Source organism: Streptomyces sp. JH002 (genome assembly GCF_050916115.1).
GTDB classification, from domain to species: Bacteria; Actinomycetota; Actinomycetes; order Streptomycetales; family Streptomycetaceae; genus Streptomyces; species Streptomyces xiamenensis.
Map to the genome: position 1 here is coordinate 4,783,888 of NZ_CP087989.1, position 20,357 is coordinate 4,804,244.

At 70.5% G+C, this 20,357-nt stretch carries 24 protein-coding genes; 9 read left to right on the plus strand and 15 right to left on the minus strand.

Going from position 1 to position 20,357, the window contains the following annotated elements:
* Positions 1–5 precede the first annotated feature (5 nt).
* The 7 genes from mmsB to H7827_RS21895 form a co-directional block, all read right to left on the minus strand.
* Positions 6–1,277, minus strand: coding sequence for a multiple monosaccharide ABC transporter permease (mmsB, locus tag H7827_RS21865; RefSeq protein ID WP_432747044.1), 1,272 nt, complete (start codon positions 1,275–1,277; stop codon positions 6–8).
* Positions 1,274–2,908 (minus strand): ATP-binding cassette domain-containing protein, encoded by a 1,635-nt coding sequence (locus H7827_RS21870; RefSeq protein WP_386539859.1) that lies wholly within the window; start codon positions 2,906–2,908, stop codon positions 1,274–1,276. The genes mmsB and H7827_RS21870 overlap by 4 nt, the downstream gene beginning before the upstream one ends.
* A gap of 44 nt (positions 2,909–2,952) precedes the next feature.
* The gene (gene chvE / locus H7827_RS21875) at positions 2,953–4,080 is read right to left on the minus strand and encodes a multiple monosaccharide ABC transporter substrate-binding protein (protein WP_386539857.1); all 1,128 of its coding nucleotides are present in this window, start codon (positions 4,078–4,080) and stop codon (positions 2,953–2,955) included.
* Positions 4,081–4,230: 150 nt separating this feature from the next.
* Positions 4,231–5,214, minus strand: coding sequence for a hypothetical protein (locus H7827_RS21880; RefSeq protein ID WP_432747045.1), 984 nt, complete (start codon positions 5,212–5,214; stop codon positions 4,231–4,233).
* Positions 5,215–5,322: 108 nt separating this feature from the next.
* Positions 5,323–6,348, minus strand: coding sequence for a zinc-dependent alcohol dehydrogenase (locus H7827_RS21885; RefSeq protein WP_432747046.1), 1,026 nt, complete (start codon positions 6,346–6,348; stop codon positions 5,323–5,325).
* Positions 6,345–7,508, minus strand: coding sequence for a mandelate racemase/muconate lactonizing enzyme family protein (locus H7827_RS21890; protein ID WP_432747048.1), 1,164 nt, complete (start codon positions 7,506–7,508; stop codon positions 6,345–6,347). Before H7827_RS21890 ends, H7827_RS21885 begins: the two co-directional genes overlap by 4 nt.
* A 119-nt stretch (positions 7,509–7,627) precedes the next feature.
* Positions 7,628–8,518, minus strand: coding sequence for a GDSL-type esterase/lipase family protein (locus H7827_RS21895; protein WP_432747049.1), 891 nt, complete (start codon positions 8,516–8,518; stop codon positions 7,628–7,630).
* A 242-nt stretch (positions 8,519–8,760) separates the two neighbouring features.
* Here H7827_RS21895 and H7827_RS21900 point away from each other — a divergent pair, with 242 nt between their 5' ends.
* Both H7827_RS21900 and H7827_RS21905 read left to right on the plus strand, forming a co-directional pair.
* Positions 8,761–9,255 (plus strand): DUF3145 domain-containing protein, encoded by a 495-nt coding sequence (locus tag H7827_RS21900; RefSeq protein ID WP_432747050.1) that lies wholly within the window; start codon positions 8,761–8,763, stop codon positions 9,253–9,255.
* A gap of 2 nt (positions 9,256–9,257) precedes the next feature.
* Complete coding sequence (locus H7827_RS21905) at positions 9,258–10,142, plus strand: NAD(P)-dependent oxidoreductase (protein ID WP_432747051.1); 885 nt, start codon at positions 9,258–9,260, stop codon at positions 10,140–10,142.
* A gap of 72 nt (positions 10,143–10,214) precedes the next feature.
* On the opposite strand, the gene H7827_RS21910 is transcribed toward H7827_RS21905, so the two are convergent.
* Positions 10,215–11,162 carry a helix-turn-helix transcriptional regulator gene (locus H7827_RS21910; protein WP_432747052.1) on the minus strand — a complete coding sequence of 316 codons (948 nt, stop codon included), beginning with the start codon at positions 11,160–11,162 and terminating at the stop codon, positions 10,215–10,217.
* A 96-nt stretch (positions 11,163–11,258) separates the two neighbouring features.
* On the opposite strand from H7827_RS21910, the gene H7827_RS21915 reads away from it, so the two are divergent.
* Positions 11,259–11,627, plus strand: coding sequence for a VOC family protein (locus H7827_RS21915; protein WP_432747053.1), 369 nt, complete (start codon positions 11,259–11,261; stop codon positions 11,625–11,627).
* 69 nt (positions 11,628–11,696) lie between these two features.
* Here H7827_RS21915 and H7827_RS21920 read toward each other — a convergent pair whose 3' ends face one another.
* From H7827_RS21920 to H7827_RS21930, 3 genes are all read right to left on the minus strand, one after another.
* Positions 11,697–12,338, minus strand: coding sequence for a histidine phosphatase family protein (locus H7827_RS21920; RefSeq protein WP_432747054.1), 642 nt, complete (start codon positions 12,336–12,338; stop codon positions 11,697–11,699).
* A gap of 159 nt (positions 12,339–12,497) precedes the next feature.
* Positions 12,498–13,244, minus strand: a complete 747-nt coding sequence (locus H7827_RS21925; RefSeq protein ID WP_432747055.1) for a phosphotransferase family protein — start codon at positions 13,242–13,244, stop codon at positions 12,498–12,500.
* A gap of 143 nt (positions 13,245–13,387) precedes the next feature.
* On the minus strand, positions 13,388–13,864 hold the full coding sequence (locus tag H7827_RS21930) for an NUDIX hydrolase (protein WP_432747056.1): 477 nt from the start codon (positions 13,862–13,864) through the stop codon (positions 13,388–13,390).
* Between the two features lie 343 nt (positions 13,865–14,207).
* On the opposite strand from H7827_RS21930, the gene H7827_RS21935 reads away from it, so the two are divergent.
* Positions 14,208–15,497 (plus strand): hypothetical protein, encoded by a 1,290-nt coding sequence (locus H7827_RS21935; protein WP_432747057.1) that lies wholly within the window; start codon positions 14,208–14,210, stop codon positions 15,495–15,497.
* A 196-nt stretch (positions 15,498–15,693) separates the two neighbouring features.
* Positions 15,694–16,071, plus strand: coding sequence for a hypothetical protein (locus H7827_RS21940; protein WP_030726243.1), 378 nt, complete (start codon positions 15,694–15,696; stop codon positions 16,069–16,071).
* 110 nt (positions 16,072–16,181) lie between these two features.
* Here H7827_RS21940 and H7827_RS21945 read toward each other — a convergent pair whose 3' ends face one another.
* From H7827_RS21945 to H7827_RS21955, 3 genes are read right to left on the minus strand one after another with little or no spacing between them, the layout of a single operon-like run.
* On the minus strand, positions 16,182–16,532 hold the full coding sequence (locus tag H7827_RS21945) for a hypothetical protein (RefSeq protein WP_432747058.1): 351 nt from the start codon (positions 16,530–16,532) through the stop codon (positions 16,182–16,184).
* Entirely contained in the window at positions 16,529–16,750 is a 222-nt protein-coding gene (locus H7827_RS21950) for a hypothetical protein (protein ID WP_386539834.1), read from the minus strand. Before H7827_RS21950 ends, H7827_RS21945 begins: the two co-directional genes overlap by 4 nt.
* A complete protein-coding gene (locus H7827_RS21955; protein ID WP_043176761.1) occupies positions 16,735–17,139 on the minus strand; it encodes an ATP-binding protein in 405 nt (134 codons plus the stop codon). Before H7827_RS21955 ends, H7827_RS21950 begins: the two co-directional genes overlap by 16 nt.
* Positions 17,140–17,343: 204 nt before the next feature.
* Here H7827_RS21955 and H7827_RS21960 point away from each other — a divergent pair, with 204 nt between their 5' ends.
* From H7827_RS21960 to H7827_RS21970, 3 genes are read left to right on the plus strand one after another with little or no spacing between them, the layout of a single operon-like run.
* Positions 17,344–18,219: a helix-turn-helix domain-containing protein gene (locus H7827_RS21960; protein WP_390116653.1), complete on the plus strand. Its 876-nt coding sequence runs from the start codon at positions 17,344–17,346 to the stop codon at positions 18,217–18,219.
* The gene (locus H7827_RS21965; RefSeq protein WP_390116654.1) at positions 18,216–18,452 is read left to right on the plus strand and encodes a DUF397 domain-containing protein; all 237 of its coding nucleotides are present in this window, start codon (positions 18,216–18,218) and stop codon (positions 18,450–18,452) included. The genes H7827_RS21960 and H7827_RS21965 overlap by 4 nt, the downstream gene beginning before the upstream one ends.
* Positions 18,453–18,456: 4 nt before the next feature.
* A complete protein-coding gene (locus H7827_RS21970) occupies positions 18,457–18,705 on the plus strand; it encodes a DUF397 domain-containing protein (protein WP_432747059.1) in 249 nt (82 codons plus the stop codon).
* 33 nt (positions 18,706–18,738) lie between these two features.
* Here the strand turns inward: H7827_RS21970 and H7827_RS21975 are convergent, their stop codons facing one another.
* On the minus strand, positions 18,739–19,245 hold the full coding sequence (locus H7827_RS21975; RefSeq protein WP_432747060.1) for a CGNR zinc finger domain-containing protein: 507 nt from the start codon (positions 19,243–19,245) through the stop codon (positions 18,739–18,741).
* An 81-nt stretch (positions 19,246–19,326) separates the two neighbouring features.
* Here H7827_RS21975 and H7827_RS21980 point away from each other — a divergent pair, with 81 nt between their 5' ends.
* Positions 19,327–20,211, plus strand: a complete 885-nt coding sequence (locus tag H7827_RS21980) for an alpha/beta fold hydrolase (protein WP_432747061.1) — start codon at positions 19,327–19,329, stop codon at positions 20,209–20,211.
* The last annotated feature ends 146 nt before the right edge of the window (positions 20,212–20,357 follow it).

The window sequence follows — 20,357 nt, forward strand, 5'->3', positions numbered from 1 at the left end:
CTCTTTCATGTGCGAGCGCGGCGCTTGTTCCACACATCGAAGCCCACGGCGGCCAGCAGCACCAGCCCCTTGATGATCGACTGCCAGTCGGGACCGATCCCCACCAGCTGCATGCCGTTGTTCAGCACACCCAGCACCAGGCCGCCGATCACCGCGCCCAGCACCGTGCCGACGCCGCCGCTCATGGACGCGCCGCCGATGAACGCCGCCGCGATCGCCTCCAGTTCGAAGAGCTGACCGGCGCCGGGAGTCCCCGCGTTGAGCCGGCCCGCGAACACACATCCGGCCAGCGCCGCCAGCACACCCATGTTGATGAACACGGCCATGGTGACCCGCTTGTCCTTCACCCCGGACAGCTGGGCCGCCGCCCGGTTGCCGCCCAGCGCGTACACATGCCGGCCCAGCACCGCGTTGCGCATCACGTAGCCGAGCACGATCAGCAGCCCGGACAGGATCAGCAGCACCACCGGAACACCCCGGTAGCTGGCCAGGGTCATGGTGAACGCGGCCGTCGCGGCCACGATCGCGGCGCACTTGAGGAGGAACAGATTGCGGGGCAGCACCTCCAGCTCGTACTCCCGCTGCTGCTGCCGCTTGCGCCACTCCTGGAACAGCACCACCGTCACCACCAGCAGACCCAGCAGCAGCGTCAGATTGTGGTAGTTGGTGTACGGGCCGACCTCCGGCAGGTACCCCTGGCTCATGTTCTGGAAGCCGCGCGGGAACGGGCCCCGGGACTGACCGTCCAGCAGCAGCTGGGTGGCGCCCCGGAACAGCAGCATCCCGGCCAGCGTGACGATGAACGACGGGATGCCGATGTACGCCACCCAGAAGCCCTGCCAGGCCCCGGCCGCCGCGCCGATCAGCAGCGACAGCGTGAGGGCGAGCGGCCACGGGACCCCGTGATTGACGATCAGGACCGCCGAGGCCGCCCCGGAGAACGCCGCGACCGAACCGACCGACAGATCGATGTGGCCGTTGATGATCACGATCATCATCCCGATGGCGAGGATCAGGATGTAGCCGTTCTGCAGGATGATGTTGGTGACGTTGCCCGGCATGAGCAGATCGCCGCCGGTCCAGATCTGGAAGATCACCACCAGCACGCCGAGCGCGATCAGCATCCCGTACTGGCGCATGTTGGTGCGCACCGAGCGCAGCAACTCCGAGGCCAGCACGGCCAGTCCGCCGGCCGGTCCGCCGCTCCCGCTGCCGGGCCCGTCACCGCCGCCCGGCGCGGGCGCGTTCTTGTCCAGCGTGACGTCGGTGCCGCTCATCCTCGTGCCTCCCCGTCCTCGTCGCCCCTGCCCCCGCCGGCCGCGCTGACAACGCTGTCAACGGGCTCCTCGGTGCGCGTCATCAGCCGCATCAGGGCCTCCTGGGACGCCTGCTCCCGCTCCAGTACGCCGGTCAGCCGCCCGGCCGCCATGGTGGCGATCCGGTCGCACAGACCCAGCAGCTCCGACAGTTCGGAGGAGATCAGCACCACCGCCCGCCCCTCGGCCGCCAGCGCGCTGATCACCGCGTAGATCTCCGCCTTGGCACCCACGTCGATGCCGCGCGTCGGCTCGTCCAGGATCAGCACCTTGGGCCCGGTGTTGATCCACTGACTGAGCACCACCTTCTGCTGATTGCCGCCGCTCAGCCGTCCCACCTGCTCGAACACCGTGGGCGTCTTGATATTCATCGAGGTGCGGAAGCGCTCGGCGATCCGCGTCTCGGCGTGCTCGTCCACGACGCCGCGCCGCGCCATCCCCGGCAGCCCCGCCAGGGAGATGTTGCGGCTGATGGTGTCGATCAGGTTCAGCCCGTACGTCTTGCGGTCCTCGGTGACGTACGCCAGGCCGTGCGCGACGGCCTCCGGCACCGTACGGGTGGACACCTCCTCGCCGTCCACGGCCACCGTGCCGCCCTCGTACCGGCCCCAGGAGCGCCCGAACAGGCTCATCGCCAGCTCGGTGCGGCCGGCGCCCATCAGCCCGGCCAGGCCCAGGATCTCGCCGCGCCGCACCTCGAAGGAGACCGAGTCGACCGACTTGCGCCGCTCGTCGGCGGGGTGGGCCACCGTCCAGTCGCGCACCGCGAGCGCCACCTGTCCGGCGTCCTCGCCCTCGTAGGGCACCCGGTCGGGGTAGTAGGCGTCCAGTTCGCGGCCCACCATGCCCCGGATGATGCGGTCCTCGGTGAGGCCCTCGGCCGGCAGCGTCTCGATGGTGCGGCCGTCGCGCAGGATGGTGACGGAATCCGCGACCGACAGCACCTCCTTCAGCTTGTGCGAGATGAGGATCGCCGAGATGCCCTGGTCGCGCAGCTCGCGGATCAGGTCCAGAAGCTGGCGGCTGTCCTCGTCGTTGAGCGCGGCGGTGGGCTCGTCCAGGATCAGCAGCCTGACCCGTTTGGCCAGCGCCTTGGCGATCTCCACCAGTTGCTGCTTGCCCACGCCCAGGGCGGAGATCTTCGTCTGCGGGCGCTCGCCGGTCAGCCCGACCCTGCGCAGCAGCCGCTCGGTCTCGCTCAGCGTCGTGGACCAGGAGATGAAACCGCGTCCGCCGGTGCGTTCGTTGCCGAGGAAGATGTTCTCGGCGATGGACAACTGCGGTATGAGCGCGAGTTCCTGGTGGATGATGACGATGCCGCGCCGCTCACTGGCGCGGATGTCCTTGAAGGCGCAGGGCTCGCCCTCGAATTCGATGTCCCCCTCGTAACTGCCGTGCGGATGCACCCCGCTGAGCACCTTCATCAGGGTGGATTTGCCGGCCCCGTTCTCCCCGCAGATGGCGTGGATCTCGCCGGGCCGCACCGACATGCTGACCCCGTCCAGGGCGCGCACCCCGGGGAAGGTCTTGACGATGCCGCTCATCCGCAGGACGTGTCCGGGCTCGGATGCCGTGCCGTGTGCACGTGCCATGACGTCGCTCCCGTGCTTCCGTCTGCCTCCGTCCGCCTCGCCGCTCAGCCGAGGTCCGATTCCTTGTAGTAGCCCTCGTCGATGAGGATCTGGTAGTTGGTGATGTCCATGCTCACCGGGTCCAGCAGGTAGGCGGGCACGACCTTGACACCGTTGTCGTAGCTCTCGGTGTCGTTGACCTCCGCCTCGCCGCCGGTCAGCAGCGCGTCGCTCATCGCCACCGCCTGCCGGGCCAGTTCGCGGGTGTCCTTGTAGACGGTCTGGGTCTGCTCGCCGTCGATGATCGACTTGATCGAGGCCAGTTCGGCGTCCTGCCCGGTGATGACCGGGAAGGGCTGGCTGCCCGAGCCGTAGCCGATGCTCTTGAGGGAGGACAGGATGCCGATGGAGATGCCGTCGTAGGGGGACAGCACGGCGTCCAGCCGCTGGCCGGAGTAGTGCGCGGTCAGCAGGTCATCCATCCGGCTCTGCGCGCGGCCGCCGTCCCAGGCCGCGGTGGTGATCTGGCTGAGCTTGGTCTGCCCGCTGCGGACCACCAGCTGTCCGCTGTCCAGGTAGGGCTGGAGCACGTCCATGGCGCCCTGGAAGAAGTACTGGGTGTTGTTGTCGTCCGAGGAGCCGGCGAACAGCTCGATGTTGAAGGGGCCTTCCTCGCTGCCGTCGGCCAGGCCGAGGGCCTCGACGATGTACTCGCCCTGGAGCCGGCCGACCCGCTCGTTGTCGAAGGAGGCGTAGTACTCGACGTATTCGCTGCCCAGCAGCAGCCGGTCGTAGGAGACGACGGGTATCCCGGCGTCGTGGGCCTGCTGGAGCACGTTGGTCATCGCGCTGCCGTCGATGGCGGCGATCACCAGCAGGTCGACCTGCTGGGAGATCATGTTCTCGATCTGCGAGACCTGGTTCTCGACCCGGTTCTCGCCGTACTGGAGGACCGTGTCGTAACCGGCGTCCTCGAACTGCTGGACCATGTTGTTGCCGTCCGCGACCCAGCGTTCGGACGACTTGGTGGGCATCGCGATCCCGATGGTGCCGCCCTCGGCCTCGGGATCCCGGTCACCGCCGCCGCCCCCACCCCGGTTGGAGTCCTGGCCGCAGGCGGCCAGGAGCAGGGTGAGGGCGAGGGCGGCGCCGGTGGCGGTGGTGACGCGTGTTGCGGCTCGTGCGCGAGACATGACGGGGTCACGTCCTCTCGACTCGGTGGTGCGGTGCCTTGTCTGTGCGGTGGTGCGTGGTGCGAGTCGTGCAGGTGGCGCTGTTCCTGGCGGTGTTCGGTGAGTGAAGTTGTTCGGTTGTGGTGGTGGTACTGGCGGGCTGATTCTCCGTCAGCCGGCCGGAATGGGGAAGCGGTTGAGCGCGCCCGGAAGCCGGGTACCGAGCGGCGACATCGTGTCGGTGCCGCTCTCGCCCCCGCCGAGCCGGGCGAGCAGGTCCAGGGCGAGCCGTCCGCGCCGTACCCGTTCCCGCGCCGTCTCCAGCGCCAGGTCCCGCAGGTGCCCGCCGAACGGGTAGATGCCGGGCGCCTTGCTGAGCCCGAACTTCAGATAGATGGGCGCCCCGCGCCGGATCAGCTCCGCGATCTCGTGCATCCGGACGTAGCCGCCCAGATCGTCGGGCGCCTCCAGGTAGAAGTCGAGCGGGACCCGGCTGACCCGGCGGATCTCGGTGAGATGCTCCAGCGTCAGGTCCGAGGGGATGTTGATGGAGTCGCCGCCGAGCCCCTCGTGCACGGAGACGGCCGCCGGGTTCACCGGGCCGATCAGCGCGGACACCTTGAAGGTGGTGTCGGCCGGCAGGTCGCCGCGCTCGCGCAGCTGGTGCAGCACCCACAGCACGCCCTCGTCCGCCACCAGCAGGCAGCGCACGCCCAGCGCGGCGGCGCGCAGGGCGTCCTCCACGCAGCCGGCGACGGCGGACTGGCCGCGGGCCCGCAGCCCACCGCCGCCCGAGGCGGTACGGGTACCCGCACCGATGTCCCAGGTGCCGCGCGGCCCGGTGAACAGGCACAGCTCCACCCCCGCCTGCGCGGCGGTGTCCACCATCTCGGTGATCTCGGCGTCGGTGAGCATCCACACGCCGCTGCCCTGGCTGACACGGTGGACCGGCACGCCCAGCTGGGCGGCCTCTTTCAGGACGGTGTGCAGGGCCTCGGGACCCTCGACCGAGGGCACCTCGGTGCGCCAGCGGCCACCGTCGGGGAAGGTGTGCGGGGAGGAGTCGGCGGTGTCGCCGGCCGGTATGGCGTGGCCGAGCGAGGCCAGGGCGGCCTCGCCCGGGCGGTGCGGAAGGGCGGCGGCTGACTCAGACACGATGCTCCTGTAAGGGTTTGTTCGATATGTCGTACGTGGTTCGGACGGGACGGCGGGCGGTCGCACGACTCCCCGGCACGGGGCGGTGCGGCGGCACCGGGTGGCCGGCTAGGGCGTCAACAACACCTTGCCCACCTCCGGGTCTCCGCTACCGACGAGTTCGATCGCTTCGCCGAAGGATTCCAGGGGCAGTTGATGGGTGATCAGTTCCGCCGGGCGCAGCAGCCCGCCACCGAACGCCCGCACCGCGTAGCTCCAGGCGGCGGGCGTCGCGCCGAACACCGAGGAGACGGTCAGCTGGGAGACCGACAGATGCACCGGATCGATGCCCGCCGCCCCGGCCTCCGGCATCCCGGTCAGCACCACCCGCCCGCCGCGCCGCGCCAGCAGCGTGGCGTCCCGGGCGGTGGTCGGCGCCCCGGCCGTCTCGATCACCAGGTCGTAGCGCCCGTGCAGGGCGTTCGCCGCGTCCGGGGTGACCGTGGTGGTCGCACCGAACGCCGCGGCCTGCTCCAGCGGACGCTTCCTGGGGTCGATGGCCAGCAGTTCGCCGGGGGAGTGGGCGGCCAGGAACTGGACGGCCAGCAGCCCCAGCGTGCCGGCGCCGACCACCGCGACCCGCTCACCGGGACGGGGCGGGGCGGCGAGCACGGCGGCGGCCACCACGGCGGCCGGCTCCAGCAGCGCGGCGGCGCTCAGGTCCACGCCGTCGGGCAGCGGGTGCAGCAGCCGGGCCGGTACGACCACGGTGTCCGCGAAGGCGCCCGGCCGCGTGAAGCCGGTCTCCTCGTACCCGGCCGTGCACAGGCTGGTCTGCCCGGTGCGGCAGCGCTCGCACATCCCGCACGCCCGGAACCCCTCGGCGACCGTCCCGCGCCCGATCAGCGACGGGTCGACGCCCTCGCCGACCGCCTCGATCGTGCCCGCCCACTCGTGCCCCGGCACGATCGGGTAGCGCACATAGCCGGGCGCGCGCGTCCCCTCGTACACCTCGCGGTCGCTGGCGCAGATCCCGGCGGCACGCACCGCCACCCGCACCTCGCCCGGGCCCGGCTCGGCGGGCGGCCCCGTCACCAGCCGGTGCCGCCCCGGCTCCTCGATCAGGACGGAGCGCGCCGTGCTGCCGCGCGTCACTTGTTCGTCCCCTCCCGCTTCTCCCAGCCCTCGGCCCACAGGTCGAACCGGGCCTGCTGCTGCGGGAACTCGGCGGCGGCGTCGGTGTCCAGCTCCACGCCGAGCCCCGGCTCCTCGGAGAGGGTGAAGTACCCGTCGACCACCTCGGGCGCGCCCTTGACGACCTTCTTGATCTCGGCGTCCGCGAAGTCGTTGAAGTGTTCGAGGATCTTGAAGTTGGGGGTGCAGCCCGCCAGCTGGAGGCTGGCCGCGGTGAGCACCGAGCCGCCGACGTTGTGCGGGGCGATCAGCACGTAGTGGGTCTCGGCGGTCGCGGCGAGCTTGCGCATCTCGGAGATGCCGCCCAGGTGCCCGAGGTCGGGCTGGATGATGTCGGCGGCCTGGGACTCGAACAGCTCGCGGAACTCGATCCGGTCGTGGATGCGCTCACCGGTGGCGATCGGCAGGGTCGTCTTGGCGGCGACCTTGGCCAGCGCCTTGAGGTTCTCCGGCGGCACCGGCTCCTCCAGCCAGGACGGCGCGAACTCCTCCAGGTCCTTGGCCAGCCGGATGGCGGTGGCGGGGGAGAAGCGGCCGTGCATCTCCAGCAGCAGCTCGCGCTCGGGGCCGATCGCGTCCCGCACCGCCTCGACCAGGGAGAGCGAGCGCACGGTCTCGGCGTGGTCCAGCTCGAAGTTGCCGGTGCCGAACGGGTCCAGCTTCAGCGCCTGGTAGCCGCGGGCCACGACGGCCTCAGCGGCCCGGTGGAAGGCCTCGGGGGTGCGCTCGACGGTGTACCAGCCGTTCGCGTACGCCTTGATCCGGTTGTCGGAGGCGTTCGCCCGGCCGCCCAGCAGCTGCCACACCGGTACGCCCAGGGCCTTGCCCTTGATGTCCCAGCAGGCGGTCTCCACACAGGCGATCGCCGACATGATGATCTCCCCGGCCCGCCCGTAGTCGCCGTACTTCATGCGGCGGACCAGGTCCTCCACGGCGAACGGGTCGGAGCCCTTGATGTGGTTGACCTCCGCCTCCCGGAGGTAGCCGATGAGGGCGTCGGTGCGGCCCAGCATCCGGGTCTCGCCGACGCCGGTCAGCCCCTCGTCGGTGTGCACCTGGACGTATGTGAGGTTCCGCCAGGGGGTACCGACGACATGCGTACTGATTCCGGTGATGCGCACGGGGACAGCCAGCCTCTCACTTGTTCGATATCTCGACAGCTGTTCGAAATGCTGGCGTGAACGTAATGAGAGCCAAGCCGCCGTGTCAATAACTTGGCCCCATTCGGCACCGACGAGCCCTACTCCATGCTGATCTGCTCATACGCCAGCGCGGCCAGCGCGGCCTGCCCCCGCGCGTTCGGGTGGAACCAGTCCCACTTGCTCAGATCGTCCGCCGTGAACTGATACCCGAAGACCGCCCCGCCGTCGTACCGGCACAGCGCGTCGGCGGCGCACACCGACTCAAGCACCGCGTTGAACTCCTCCACCCGCTCGCGCACCGCGTCCCGCCGCTCGGTCGCCTCCGGCGTGACGGCCACCGGATCGGCCAGCATCGACGGGCACACGTCCGCCACCCCCCACACCGTGCGCGCCAGCGCCGACGTACTGCCCTCCTCCCACAGCCGCAGCAGATCCGGCACGCTCGACACATAGATCTGGGTGTCCGGCAGCGACTCCCGGACGATCTCCACCGCCCGCTCGATGTCCGCGCGGAAGTCCTCGGTGTCCGTCATCGAGGCGAGATCGGGGGCGCACGCGTCATTGCCGCCGACCATGATCGTCACCAGCTCCGGATCGTGCGCCGTGACCGCCCGCGCCTGGGCCGGCAGGTCGGACGCCCGCGCCCCCGACTCGGCCAGGTTCCACGAGCGGGTGGCCAGCAGCTCGGGATCCCCGATCAGCTGATGCGCGAGTGACGCCACCTCCGGGTCCGTCCCGGTCGCCCAGGACACCTCGGGGCAGTCGGACAGCACACGGCAGGCGTCGAAGGCCCGGGTGATGGAATCCCCGATCGCCGCCACCGACGCCGGGCTGGTGTTCCACGGCGGGACGGCCGGGACCCCCGCCTCGTCCGTCGCGTTCACGGACTCGGGCTCGGAACCGGCGGGGGTCGACGTACACCCGGCCACCAGCGCCAGCGAGGCGGCGGCGGCGAGCGTCGAGGCGAGGATGGGGCGGCTGACCGGCATTCAGTTCCCTGCCCTTGAGTCATGGTGCGCTGGCACTGCGGCGGGGCCCGGGGCCACCGCCGCGCGGTAGCTTGGGTCCAGGCACTGGACGGCGAGTGGGATCGGGCCCTTCATCCAGCGTAAAAGACATGACCTCATGTCACACGCTGTCCATTTTGGCGAGAAATGATCTCCATGGTGTTTACTGTTCGTGCGCGGTACGTGGGGGTGTGGGCGCTGGTAGGAAAGACCTGGAGGACCCGATGACCACACGAGGAGTCCTGTACGTACACTCCGCGCCGCGCGCGTTGTGTCCGCACATCGAGTGGGCCGTGGCGGGAGTCCTGGGCAGTCGGGTGTCCCTCGACTGGATCAGACAGCCCGCGTCCCCCGGCACCTGGCGCGCCGAACTCTCCTGGCAGGGCGCACCCGGCACCGCCTCCCAACTCGCCTCCGCCCTGCGCGGCTGGCATCTGCTGCGCTTCGAGGTCACCAGCGACCCCTCCCAGTCGGCGGAGGGCGAACGCTACAGCTGCACCCCTGAGCTGGGCATCTACCACGCGGTGACCGGAATCCACGGCGACATCATGATCCCCGAGGACCGGCTGCGCGCCGCCACCGCGCGCGCCGCGCGCGGCGAGAGCGACCTGCACGCGGAGATCACCCGCCTGCTGGGCAAGCCGTGGGACGACGAACTCGAACCGTTCCGGTACGCGGGCGAGGGCGCCCCCGTCCGCTGGCTCCACCAGGTGGTCTGATCATGACGCGCCGCTCCGTCGCGGTCCTCGGCACCGGCATCATGGGCGCCGCCATGGCCCGCAACCTGTGCCGGGCCGGCCACGACGTACGGGTGTGGAACCGTACCCGGGCCAAGGCCGAACCCCTGGCGGCCGACGGCGCCCGGGTCGCCGAGAATCCGGCGGATGCGGTAGCCGGCGCGGACACCGTGCTGACCATGCTGTACGACGGACCGGCCACCCTGGACGCGATGCGGGCGGCGGCGGACGGTCTCGCCGAGGGCACCGTGTGGCTCCAGTCCACCACCGCCGGCACCGACGCCCTGCCCCTCCTCCTCGGCCTCGCCCGGGAGCGGGGGCTCGCCTTCGTGGACGCCCCGGTCCTGGGCACCAGGGCCCCGGCGGAGGCCGGCGAGCTGACCGTCCTGGCGGCGGGCCCGCAGACCGTACGGGAACACCTCGCGCCGCTGCTGGACGCGGTCGGCGCCCGCACCGTGTGGGTCGGCGAGACCCCCGGCGAGGCCACCCGGCTCAAGCTGGTCTGCAACACGTGGGTGCTGGCCGTCACCCACGGCACGGCCGAGACCCTCGCCCTGGCGGACGGCCTGGGCGTCGACTTCGACCACTTCCTCGACGCCATCGCCGGCGGCAGCCTGGACATGGGCTACCTGCGGGCGAAATCGACGGCCGTACGCACCCGCTCCCTGACCCCGCCCAGCTTCGCCGTGGACACCGCGGAGAAGGACGCCCGGCTCATCGTGGCGGCCGGCCAGGAGGCCGGGGTCCTGCTGGACGCGACGGCGGCGGGCGCGGAGCGCTTCCGGCGGGCGGCGGTGCAGGGCCACGCGGCCGAGGACATGGCCGCCTCCTACTTCGCGAGCTTCGAGCCCCCGGCCGCCGAAGGCTGAGCCCCGGCATCGATCTCCGGGCACCGGCACCGGCACCGGCCCCGACCCTGGCAGGCCGGAGCGGGGCGCGCCCTACGCGTACACCGCGCGGATCTCCTCCGCGAGTTCCCGCATCCGCTCCCGGGCCTGCGCCGGACCGGTCACCGTGAGACTGCCGCCGAACGGCAGGAGCAGCCGGACATCCTCCACGTTCCGCCCGTTGACGGTGACGCTCACCCGCCCGCCCGCGACCGCCTCCCCGATCACCAGCCGCCGGCCGAGCATGCGCCGGGCCACACCGAGCCGTTCGGCATTGACCTCGGCCCGGATGGGGAAACCGCCCGGGTTCTCCCAGCGCGCCGTCAGCTCGGCCGCCACCCCGGCCAGGTCCGCGCCCGGACGCAGCCGCCGGGCCGCCCGTACCGGCTCCCAGTCCACCAGCCGCTCCAGCGCGTACAGCCGGGGGCGCCCCGCCCGGTCGGCCACCAGATACCACTTCCCGGCCTTGGCCAGCAGACCGTAAGGGTCCACCACCCGCCAGGCGGGCTCAGGCTCCCCCGAGCGGCGGTAGCTGATCCGCAGCCGCACCCCGCGCCGCAGGGCGTCCACCATCGCCGCCCGGGGCAGCCCCTCCGACTCCCCGGAGAACCACGGCCGGTTGTCGGTGGTGACGAGCGAACTCAACGGCAGCGCGCCGGTCCCCGCCTGGCGCGGCACCGCCCGTATCTTGCGGCGCGCCCGGCTGCTGTCGGCGGACGCCCCCAGCTGCCCGCGCTGCGCGTCGTCGAGCCCGTGGAGCGCCAGCTGATCCCGCTCCTCCGGCGTCAGCCGCGCGGTGTCCAGTGGGCCACCGGGCAGCAGCGTCACCCCGCCCCACCGGCCGCGCCGCACGAGCAGCGGGAAGCCCGCCTCCTGGAGCCAGCGCAGATCCCGCAGCACGGTCCGCACGGACACCCCGGCCTCGGCGGCCAGGTCGGCGGTGGTCGTGGCCTCCCGCGATTGCAGGGCCAGCAGCAGGGAGAAGAAACGATCCGGGGTCACGGAAACCGAGCATCGCAGAAAAGGTGACGGGATCCGTCAGGTATGACCGGCAGGCTCCGGTCGTCCACTCACAACGACCGACCCAGGGAACACCTCATGCCTGCCTCGATCACCTTCATCGTCTACGTCAACGACGCGCCCGAAGCCGCCCGCTTCTACGCCGACCTCCTGGAGCTCAAGCCCACCTTCGAGACCCCCGGATACATCTCCTTCTCCCTCGGGGACGGCGCCGACCTGGCCCTGTGGAGCAGCCGGGCCGACGGCGGCCCGAACCCGGGGGCGCCGCGCACGGGCGAGATCTGTCTCTGCCTGCCGGGCGCGCCCGAATCGATCGACCGCCGGTACGAGCAGTGGGTGGCCAAGGGCGTCCGGGTGGTCAGCGAGCCGGCCGACATGGTCTTCGGGCGCACCTTCGTCGTCGCGGACCCGGACGGCAACCTGATCCGGGTCGCCCCCGTCGACTGACGGCGCCCACCCCGCTCGGCCGGGAACCCAGCCGGTTCCTCCGCGCCCCGTGCTGAGCCACAGGGCGCGTCAGCCGGCCCCGGTGCTGTCGAGATGCCGGGTGTCACCGAGGACGGCGAGCTGACGGTTGTGGAAGAAGTCGTCCTCGCGCAGCGTGGTGATGCTGCCGGACGGCGCCCGGAAACTGGCGTACCCGGCCGCCTCGATCGGCATCCTGATCCAGGCCGCGACGAGGAACGTGAGGGAGCCGCCGTGCGTCACGATGATCTGGTGGCGGCAGGGGCGGGCCAGGATCCGGTCCAGTGCGGTGTACAGGCGCCGCGCCCATTCCAGCTTGGTCTCCGCGCCCGCCACGCCCTCGTCGTGGTCCATCCGTTCCCCGACGGCGGGCGGTGGGACGAACCGCCGGTCCAGCCACTCCTGTGGCCTTCCGCCCGCCTCTCCGTAGGACTTCTCCCGCAGATCGCGGTCCAGGGCCGGCCGCACGCCGAACACCTCCGCCACCTCCTCGGCCGTCCGGACGGTGCGCCGCAAGTCCGATGAGTACAGCTCCACCTCGGCGTCGTCCGGGACCTGCGCCCGCAGCGCCCGGGCGATGGAGCCGGCGGCGCGGACGCCGGCGGGCGTCAGGTGGGAGTCGTGCCACCCGCCGACGACTTTCTCGACGTGGTGGGTCGCCTCCGGGTGGGTGACGACGTACAGCGTGCGCATGGTGCGGTCCTTTCGGTGGGCGGCCCGCAACTGTGCAAGAACCGCTCCCGGTCGGGCAAACGCTTTCGCCGCCCGTCAGGGACCGGGCGGGAACGAGGCCGGGTCCGGCAGGACCTGCACGCGCCGGAACGCACCCGCGGCCGTCGGGCCCGCGCCGCCTCACATCCGCGCTCTCAGCACGTCGACCTCACAGCCCGGTGCGAAGGGGTCGAAGCCGTGCTCGGCCAGCCAGCGAACGTTCATCAGGCTGCGCAACGACCACCACGCATGGATCACATCGAGGTCAATGCGGTCGCCGTAGCCGGCGATGACGTCGTCGAGGTGCTCCTCGTGTCCGAGCGTGAAGGTGGCGAGGTCGTACAGGGGATCACCCTGTCCCGCCTCGGACCAGTCGATGATGCCGGTGACCTCGTCGCCGTCGAGGAAGACGTGCGCGATCTGCAAATCGCCGTGCGTGAACGCCGGTGTCCACGGCCGGAACACGGCCTCGGCGACCCGGCGGTTCCGGGTGACCAGGTCGGCGGGCAGGACACCGTGCGCCACGAGCGCCTCGCACTCGTCGTCGAGTTCGGCCGTCAGCCTGGCGATGCTCCGCCCGGCGCGCCCCTGGCGGGGCGGCAGGGGCGCTTCGTGCAGCTTCCGGATGGCCGCGCCCGCCGCGGCCCACGCCGTCGGCGCCCCGGTCGACGGTCCGCCGAGCCGCCCGAGCGTCGTCCCAGGGACGGCGGCGATCGCGAGCACGGGCGGTCTGCGCCACAGGACCTCGGGCGTCGGGACGGGCGCGAGGGACATCGCCTCGACCTCGACGTCGACGCGCGCCTGATCGGTGTCCACCTTCAGGAAGACCTCACCGACGCGCAGGGTCGCGCGCTCGGAATGGGCGACGACGACCTCGATCTCGTCCATGGGCGACCAGTATCCCGGGGGCGATGGCTGGTGTCGCCGGGTTTGTCACGTGCGATGACGTGGCGGGCCATGCCCCGCCACGGGCGGCCTCGTGCACGACACACCCTCGGGCCGGGCCGGGCGGCAGGCGTGGTGCCCACCCGTCATATGCGGTCCCGCTGACTCCACGGACCGTCCGGGACCAGGGCGGCGAGCACGGACGGCAAGTGGGGTGGTTCCAGCGGGTCCGGCAGTGTGCTGAGTTCGGAAGGGAAGATCCACGCGTGCGCGCCCAGATTCTCCTGCTCGTCCGGGAGCAGGCCGGTGCGCGCGAGCGCGGGTCGCTCCTCGGCGAACCGGGCGAGGAAGAAGTGCTCGGGCCCGACGAACCGCTTGCCGTTCCACCGGAAGTCACGGTCGACGGGCACCGACCGGTCCAGTACCGAGGCGGGATCGAGTCCGGTCTCCTCGGCCAGTTCGCGCCGTGCCGCCAGCAGCGGGGTCTCGCCCGGATCGATTCCGCCGCCGGGCGGCTCCCACAGCCACCTCCCGTCGAACGGGTCGCGCCAGCGCAGAAGCAGCAGACGGTGGGCGGAGTCCAGACAGATGACCCGGGCGGCGGGCCGGTGCGTTGTCTCCACCGACCTGACGGTAGGCGGTGCGTGAGATGCCGATCAACACCGCGGGACCGCGCCGGTGAGCGGTATCCGAGGACGCTCTGTCCCCGGTTTCAGATGTGCACGGCCCGCGAATATCGTGATGGCTTGGTGGCGGATATCGGTCCCGGCGGACGGGATTCTTTTATGGCCTGGGCAGGTCAATTGCCAACAGCCCATGCGGCGTGCTGGTTTTCAGCTCGGACCGCCTGGTTTCGCCCCCAACTCGTTGCCGCCGCTGCTAAATTCCTTGTGATCGAGCAATGCTCCGCACACATCACTGGCAGGGTTCCGGCCTGGGGGGGACTTGGGCCAGGGAAAGGGCATGATGAGCCACTTAGGATCTTCCGGCCGCTGGGCCAGAGGACTGGTCGCCCTCGCCGTGACCGCCGCGTCGACGCTCGCCGCCATGACCGCCGTGGCCGGCCCCGCCGCCGCGGCAGGGCTCCCGGAACCCGCCGCAGCCGCCGACGGGCCGAAGCTCGGCGACGCCTGCACCTCCGCCGAACTCGGCACGCGCCACCCGTATCTCAAGACCACCGAAGTGTCCCCGACCATCACCCATTTCAAGGGCTGGTACGTCACCGAGGGCACCACCGGCAGCCACGAGGTCACCACCAGCACGGAGACGACCATCTCGGTCTCCGTCGGTCTTGAGGGAAAAATTGAGGCCGGTTTCAAGGTCGCGACTCTCGAAGCCGTCGCCGCGAGCCTGGGCTTGAACGTCAAGGTCGAATACTCCTCCACCAGCACCGAGTCGGACAAGGTCACGTGGAACTTCAACCAGCCGGGCTATTACGGCGTCTACAAAGGCACCAAGAAAGTCACCGGTACGTACGGGAGCCTCAACTGCAACCGCGCTCAGCAGGACGACGGGAGTTGGGCGTTGCGGTGGATCGAGGGATCCGGCAGCGGCAGCTTCACCACCTACACCACCCTTGAGGAAGGCGCGGTGCGCTGCCAGGACGATGTTCCCGCGGGCAGCATCGTGGCCAGGGCACAGAACCTCCTCGACTGCGGTTCGGCCGCCGCGCAGGCCGAGCACCCGGCGGGTGCGGTGGCGCCGACGGCCGAGCAGCTGCGGGAACGCGGCGTGCGGAGCCCGGCCCTCACCGGCGGCACGTCCGCCGGACAGCCCGAGGCCACCGGGCAGGGCACGCAGGCCGCCCTTGACTGCCAGACCACCGTCTACAAGATCGCCGTACCCGGCCAGCCCTTGTCCTGGGGCGCGCCGGTCCTGGCGAGCGACGGTGTCCGCCTGCGGCCCTCGACGATCTTCAGCGCCCACCTGGACCACTGGCGCCTGTGCAACGTGACGGAGACCAACGGGGTCCTTGAGGCGTCCCTGTGGAACTGGGGCAACGGAGGGTGCGCGACCATCGCCCAGCCCACCGCGGCCGACGAACGGGCGATCCTGCGGACGGCCTCCTGCACGGAGGACGACCTCCAGCGCTTCTCCATCTACCGCGACGTTCCCGGCAGCTCGCTGGTCGGCGTGCAGAACAAGTACACCGGCTCCATGATGGGCCACGACCGGTACGCGGACGGGGAGTTCATCCGCCAGTATTCCGGTGGCAGACAGGACGGTACGGGTACGTACAGCCTGATCGAAGTCTGACGACCCACACGTCCGGGGGTCGTGAACGACGGGCAAGGACGCTGCTCACGACCCCCGTCCTGGCCGGCCGGCGACACCGGGACCCGGCACCAACGTCCCCGGACAACACACCTCGTGCCGTGACGGGGAGGGCTCACCGTGATCAGAATGCTGGTTGTGGGACCAACGCGCGCGAAGCGGCTGGTATGACTGGGGCATGCAGGAAGAGACCGCACGCTCCGCGATCGACACGTTCATCTCCGCGTTCAACACCTCGGACGACAGTTATGTGACTGCCCTGCTCTCCCAGGCCCTGACCGCGGACGTGGTCTTCTGGGGGCCGTTGGGTCGCAGCGAAGGAATCTCCGCGGTCGAACGGTTCGTGCTGGACATCCGCCACCATCCGGCGGGGGCCGGCACGATGGTGCGCTGCTCAGCGGTGGACATGCCTGACGAATGGGCCCGGTACCAGTGGGTCTTCACCACGCCCGGTGGAGGCCCCCGCCTGGCGGGAACGGACGTCGTCCATCTGACGCGGAGCCTCATCGACCAGATCATCGTCTTCGCGGGAGAGATCGAGCCGTCCGATTCCTGAGTGATCCTGTTCCGCGGTCCTCCTTCGGGAGCCGCGGTTCGCGGTCGGTCGGTCCGGGTACGCGGCCAGCCACCCGCCGGCCGCCTCCCCCATCTCCCTGGTCCGTACAACTAGGGCGGCCGCCCGGAGAAGGCCAGCCAGAGGGAACCGACGGCCCCGGCCACGGTGAGCACACCGAGCGCGGCGACGACGTACCGGAGCCCTAACTCCCCCACGGGCGCCGGCGACGAGGGCGGTGCCGGGGGAGGGGCGTCGTGGTCGTGCGTGCCGACGTACCGCACCAGCCATCCGGTGCACGTCTCGCAGGAGTAGAACGGCGCGTGCCGGGCCCCGTGGATCACCGGCCCCAGCCAGATCACCGGCACCCCTTCCGTGCGGCACATCAGACAGAGGCCGCTCTCCCACCAGCCGCTGAGCACCCCGGTCCGGGCGAACAGCAGCGGCTCCTCCGGCACCTTCACCGCACGCGCCGCAGCGGTGCGTGCAGCCTGGTGACCTCGATGGTGAGGAACTTGCCGAGGATGTAGGAGTTCCCGTCATCGAAGATGAGCTTCTTGCGGGACGGCATGAGCTCGCGCAGTTCGCGGACGCGGTGCGGGATGCCGCCCACCGAGACGACATCGCCGATGCGGACGTCGCTGCCGTTGACCACGATGGTCCGGATCAGCGGTTCGAACATGACCCCTCCTGAAGAGTGAAGATGAGGCTCTTGCCGTTCGCGGTCCGCTCGGTCCGCCAGTGCGAGGCGAGCACGTCCAGCAGTTCGAGCCCGCGCCCCGACTCGTCCTGCACGGCGGCCCGTCGCCGCACGGGAACGGCGCGGCACCGGTCGTGCACCTCCACCTGCACGGAGCCGCCGAGCGGCGAGTGACACAGCACGTCGAACGAGTCACCCGTGGCGTGCAGAACGGCGTTGGTCGCCAGTTCGGAAATCAGCAACTCGACCGCGAACCGGTCCACCCCCGGATACGGCGCGTACGCCTCCACCGCTATCCGCCGCGCCCGGCGGACAGACGCCGCGACACAGGGGTACCGCCCGACAGCCAACACGAACCCGCGCTCAAGCATGGGAAGTTCCTTCCAGCCGACCTGCGACGAACTGGGCTCACGCCCAGCGACAGTGCGATGGCTGGGCGTACATGAGCGAGTGTTAGGCATATCCCCGTGAGTATGCAAGGAGGGTGCTGGGAGTTCACCCTTTGGAGCAACCGCGCCCCAACGTGGCGCGCTACGCTGCTGGGTGGCGGGGTGCGACGAAGGTAAGGGAGAACTGTGTCGACGAGCGTCAACACCAGTGCCCTCGCGATCCAGCGAGACCTGGGCGAGGAACTGCGCAGGCTACGGCTGGAGGCCGGGTTCAAGACGCAGACGGCGGCTGCGAAGCCGCTGAAGTGCTCGCAGAACAAGATCTCTTACGTGGAGAGCGGCAAGCGCTGGCCGGACGAGGCTCTCCTGAAACGGATGCTGAAGGTCTACGGCATCGAGGAGCCGAAGCGTACGGAGATCCTGGCCACCTTCCGCACGGGCAAGTCGATCGACAGGTCCTGGTGGCAGGAGCCGAAGTACCGGAGCCTGATCACCGGAGGTTTCGGGCGGATCTTCCCGTTGGAGGACGCCGCCGAGACGCTCTGGATCCACTCCGGTACCTACGTGCCCGGATTGCTTCAGACCAGGGGCTACGTCGAAGCGCTTGCCGACTTCGGGCAGAAGGACGAGAGTCAGCGGCATCGGGAGATTTTCGTGGAGACGCGGCTGAGGAGGCAGCAGATCTTGACGCGCAACCAACCGGTCACCTTGCACGCGATGTTCCTGGAGTCGGCACTGCGGTCGGTGGTCGGCGGTCCGGATGTCATGCGGAGTCAGCTCCGGCACCTGCGTGAGATGGCCGAGCGGTCGAATGTCAACCTGCGCGTTGTTCCCTTTTCCTCCGGCGCAGCGGCGACGGCTGGCGCGCCGTTCAACGTGTTCAAATTTCCGGGCGCCCACAACAAGATCGTGGCCATCCACGAGATGACCCGGGGTGACGAGGAAGTTGATGATCCCGTCAACGTCCGGCGGATGCGGCGGCGCTTCAGCGACCTTTCGGATGTGGCCCTGACCACCGCGGACACGGTTGTCCTCATAGAAGAGATTGAGAAGGCGCTATGACTGACCCCAAGGCAGAACTGTACGAGGCGGGACTTGTCGGCGAATGGATCAAGTCCAGTCTGAGTTCGCCTAACTCGGACGCCTGTGTGCGGCTGATGAAGATCGATGGTGGGGTAGCCATGGATGATTCCAAACGCCCGGATCTGGCCCCGCTGCGCTACACCCGCACCGAACTTGCGGCCTTCCTTCAGGCGGCGAAGGCCGGCGAGTTCGACCATCTGCTCGACGATTGACCTCGTGGGAGATGACATGGGCCGCCAGAAATCGGACCTGAACTCGGCGCCGCTGGACGGCGAGTGGGTGAAGTCCAGCCACAGTGCAGGCAACGGCAATGCCTGCGTTCAGCTCATGGCCCACCCCGGCGGCGTTGCGCTCGGTGATTCGAAGCGCCCCGACCTGGCGCCGCTCCGCTGCGCGCGAACTGAGTTGGCGGCCTTCCTCCGTGCTGCCAAGGCCGGAGCGTTCGACCTGCCCCGGGGCGGCTGAACGCCGCCCGGCCAGTCGCTCCGGTGCGGGTGATCAGTCCGCGGAGCGCTGTTTGCGCGCGTGAGTGCGGGCCTTCATGCGGTTGCCGCAGGTGGCCATGGAGCACCAGCGGGCTGTTCCGGGGCGGCTGTGGTCGATGAGGAACAGGTTGCACTCCTCGTTCGCGCAAGGCCGCAGCCGTCGCGGCAGCTCCGTACTGACGCGCGACCACGCCAGGACGACGCGGGCCGGGAGTTCCCCGTCCGGAGCCGCCTCCAACTCCCAGGACACACCCGCCGGCGAGACGGTGGGGCGCAAGCGCGCCTGATCGAGCACCGCCGCCAGCCCGCTGACATCTGAGGACTCGCCGCGGATCAGCCGCTGCAACGCGTCCCTTACCTCGCGCACATGATCGCGCTCCTCGCCCGTGCCACGGCCGCCGAGCGCCCGTATCCACTCCGTCGCGCCCTCCGCCGTCAGTGCGTCCGTGGGGCGCCCGTCGAGCACCGGGGCGCTGTTGAGCACGGCGAGCAGTAGTTCCTCGTCCTCGGCCACGCCCATGTCCCGCTCTCCTTGACACGCCCTGCTGCGCTCTGCATGATCAGCATAACCTAACCGGTTAAAACCATGTAAGGGGTTACCGTGGTCGCTGTTCATCACCGCACCGTGGATGTCGACGGTCTGACCGTCTTCTACCGGGAGGCGGGTCCCTCGGACGCTCCCGTCCTCCTGCTGCTGCACGGCTATCCGACGAGTTCGCACATGTTCCGGCATCTGATCCCCGCGCTGGCCGGTCCGTACCGGGTGATCGCCCCCGATCACATCGGTTTCGGCCGCTCCTCCGCGCCGGACGTGAGCGACTTCGCTTACACCTTCGACGCCCTCGCCGACGTCACGCGCGGCTTCCTGGATGTCCTCGGCGTGCACCGCTACGCGATCTACGTGCAGGACTACGGCGCGCCCATCGGCTGGCGGCTCGCGCTGGCGTCCCCGGAAGCGGTCCTCGGCGTCGTCTCGCAGAACGGCAACGCCTACGAGGAGGGGTTCGTCGAGCCCTTCTGGGAGCCCATCTGGGCCTACGGCGCGCAGCGCAGCCCGGAGAACGAGGAGCAACTGCGGCCCGCTCTGGGCCGGGAGGCCGTCGAGTGGCAGTACACGCATGGTGTTCCCGACCCCAGCCTGATCGACCCGGACGCCTGGGAGCACGATCTGGCGCTTCTTGCCCGGCCGGGCGTCGACCGGGCCCAGCTCGCCCTGTTCGGCGACTACGCCGGTAACCGCGAGCTGTACCCGGCGGTGCAGGCGTGGCTGCGGTCCAGCGGGGTGCCCGTCCTGGCGATCTGGGGCCGCAACGACGAGATCTTCGGGCCGGACGGGGCGCGGGCGTTCCGCCGGGACGCCCCGGACGCGGAGATCGTCCTGCTCGACGGCGGTCACTTCCTGCTGGAGAGCCACCTGGACGAGGTCGCCGCCGCCATCCTCCGGTTCCGCCCGCGTGTGCTCGGCGAGCCGGCCGGTCAGTGGTGAGGGGGAGCGGTAACCCGGGCCGTTCCCGCCCATGAGCCGTCGGGGGAGCCGGCGGACGTACGGGCGGGGCCTTCCCCTTCGCCCCCGCCCCGGCCGTGGCGATCGTCGCGGTGATGGCTGCGCGCCCGCCCCGGGGATCCGTCGTC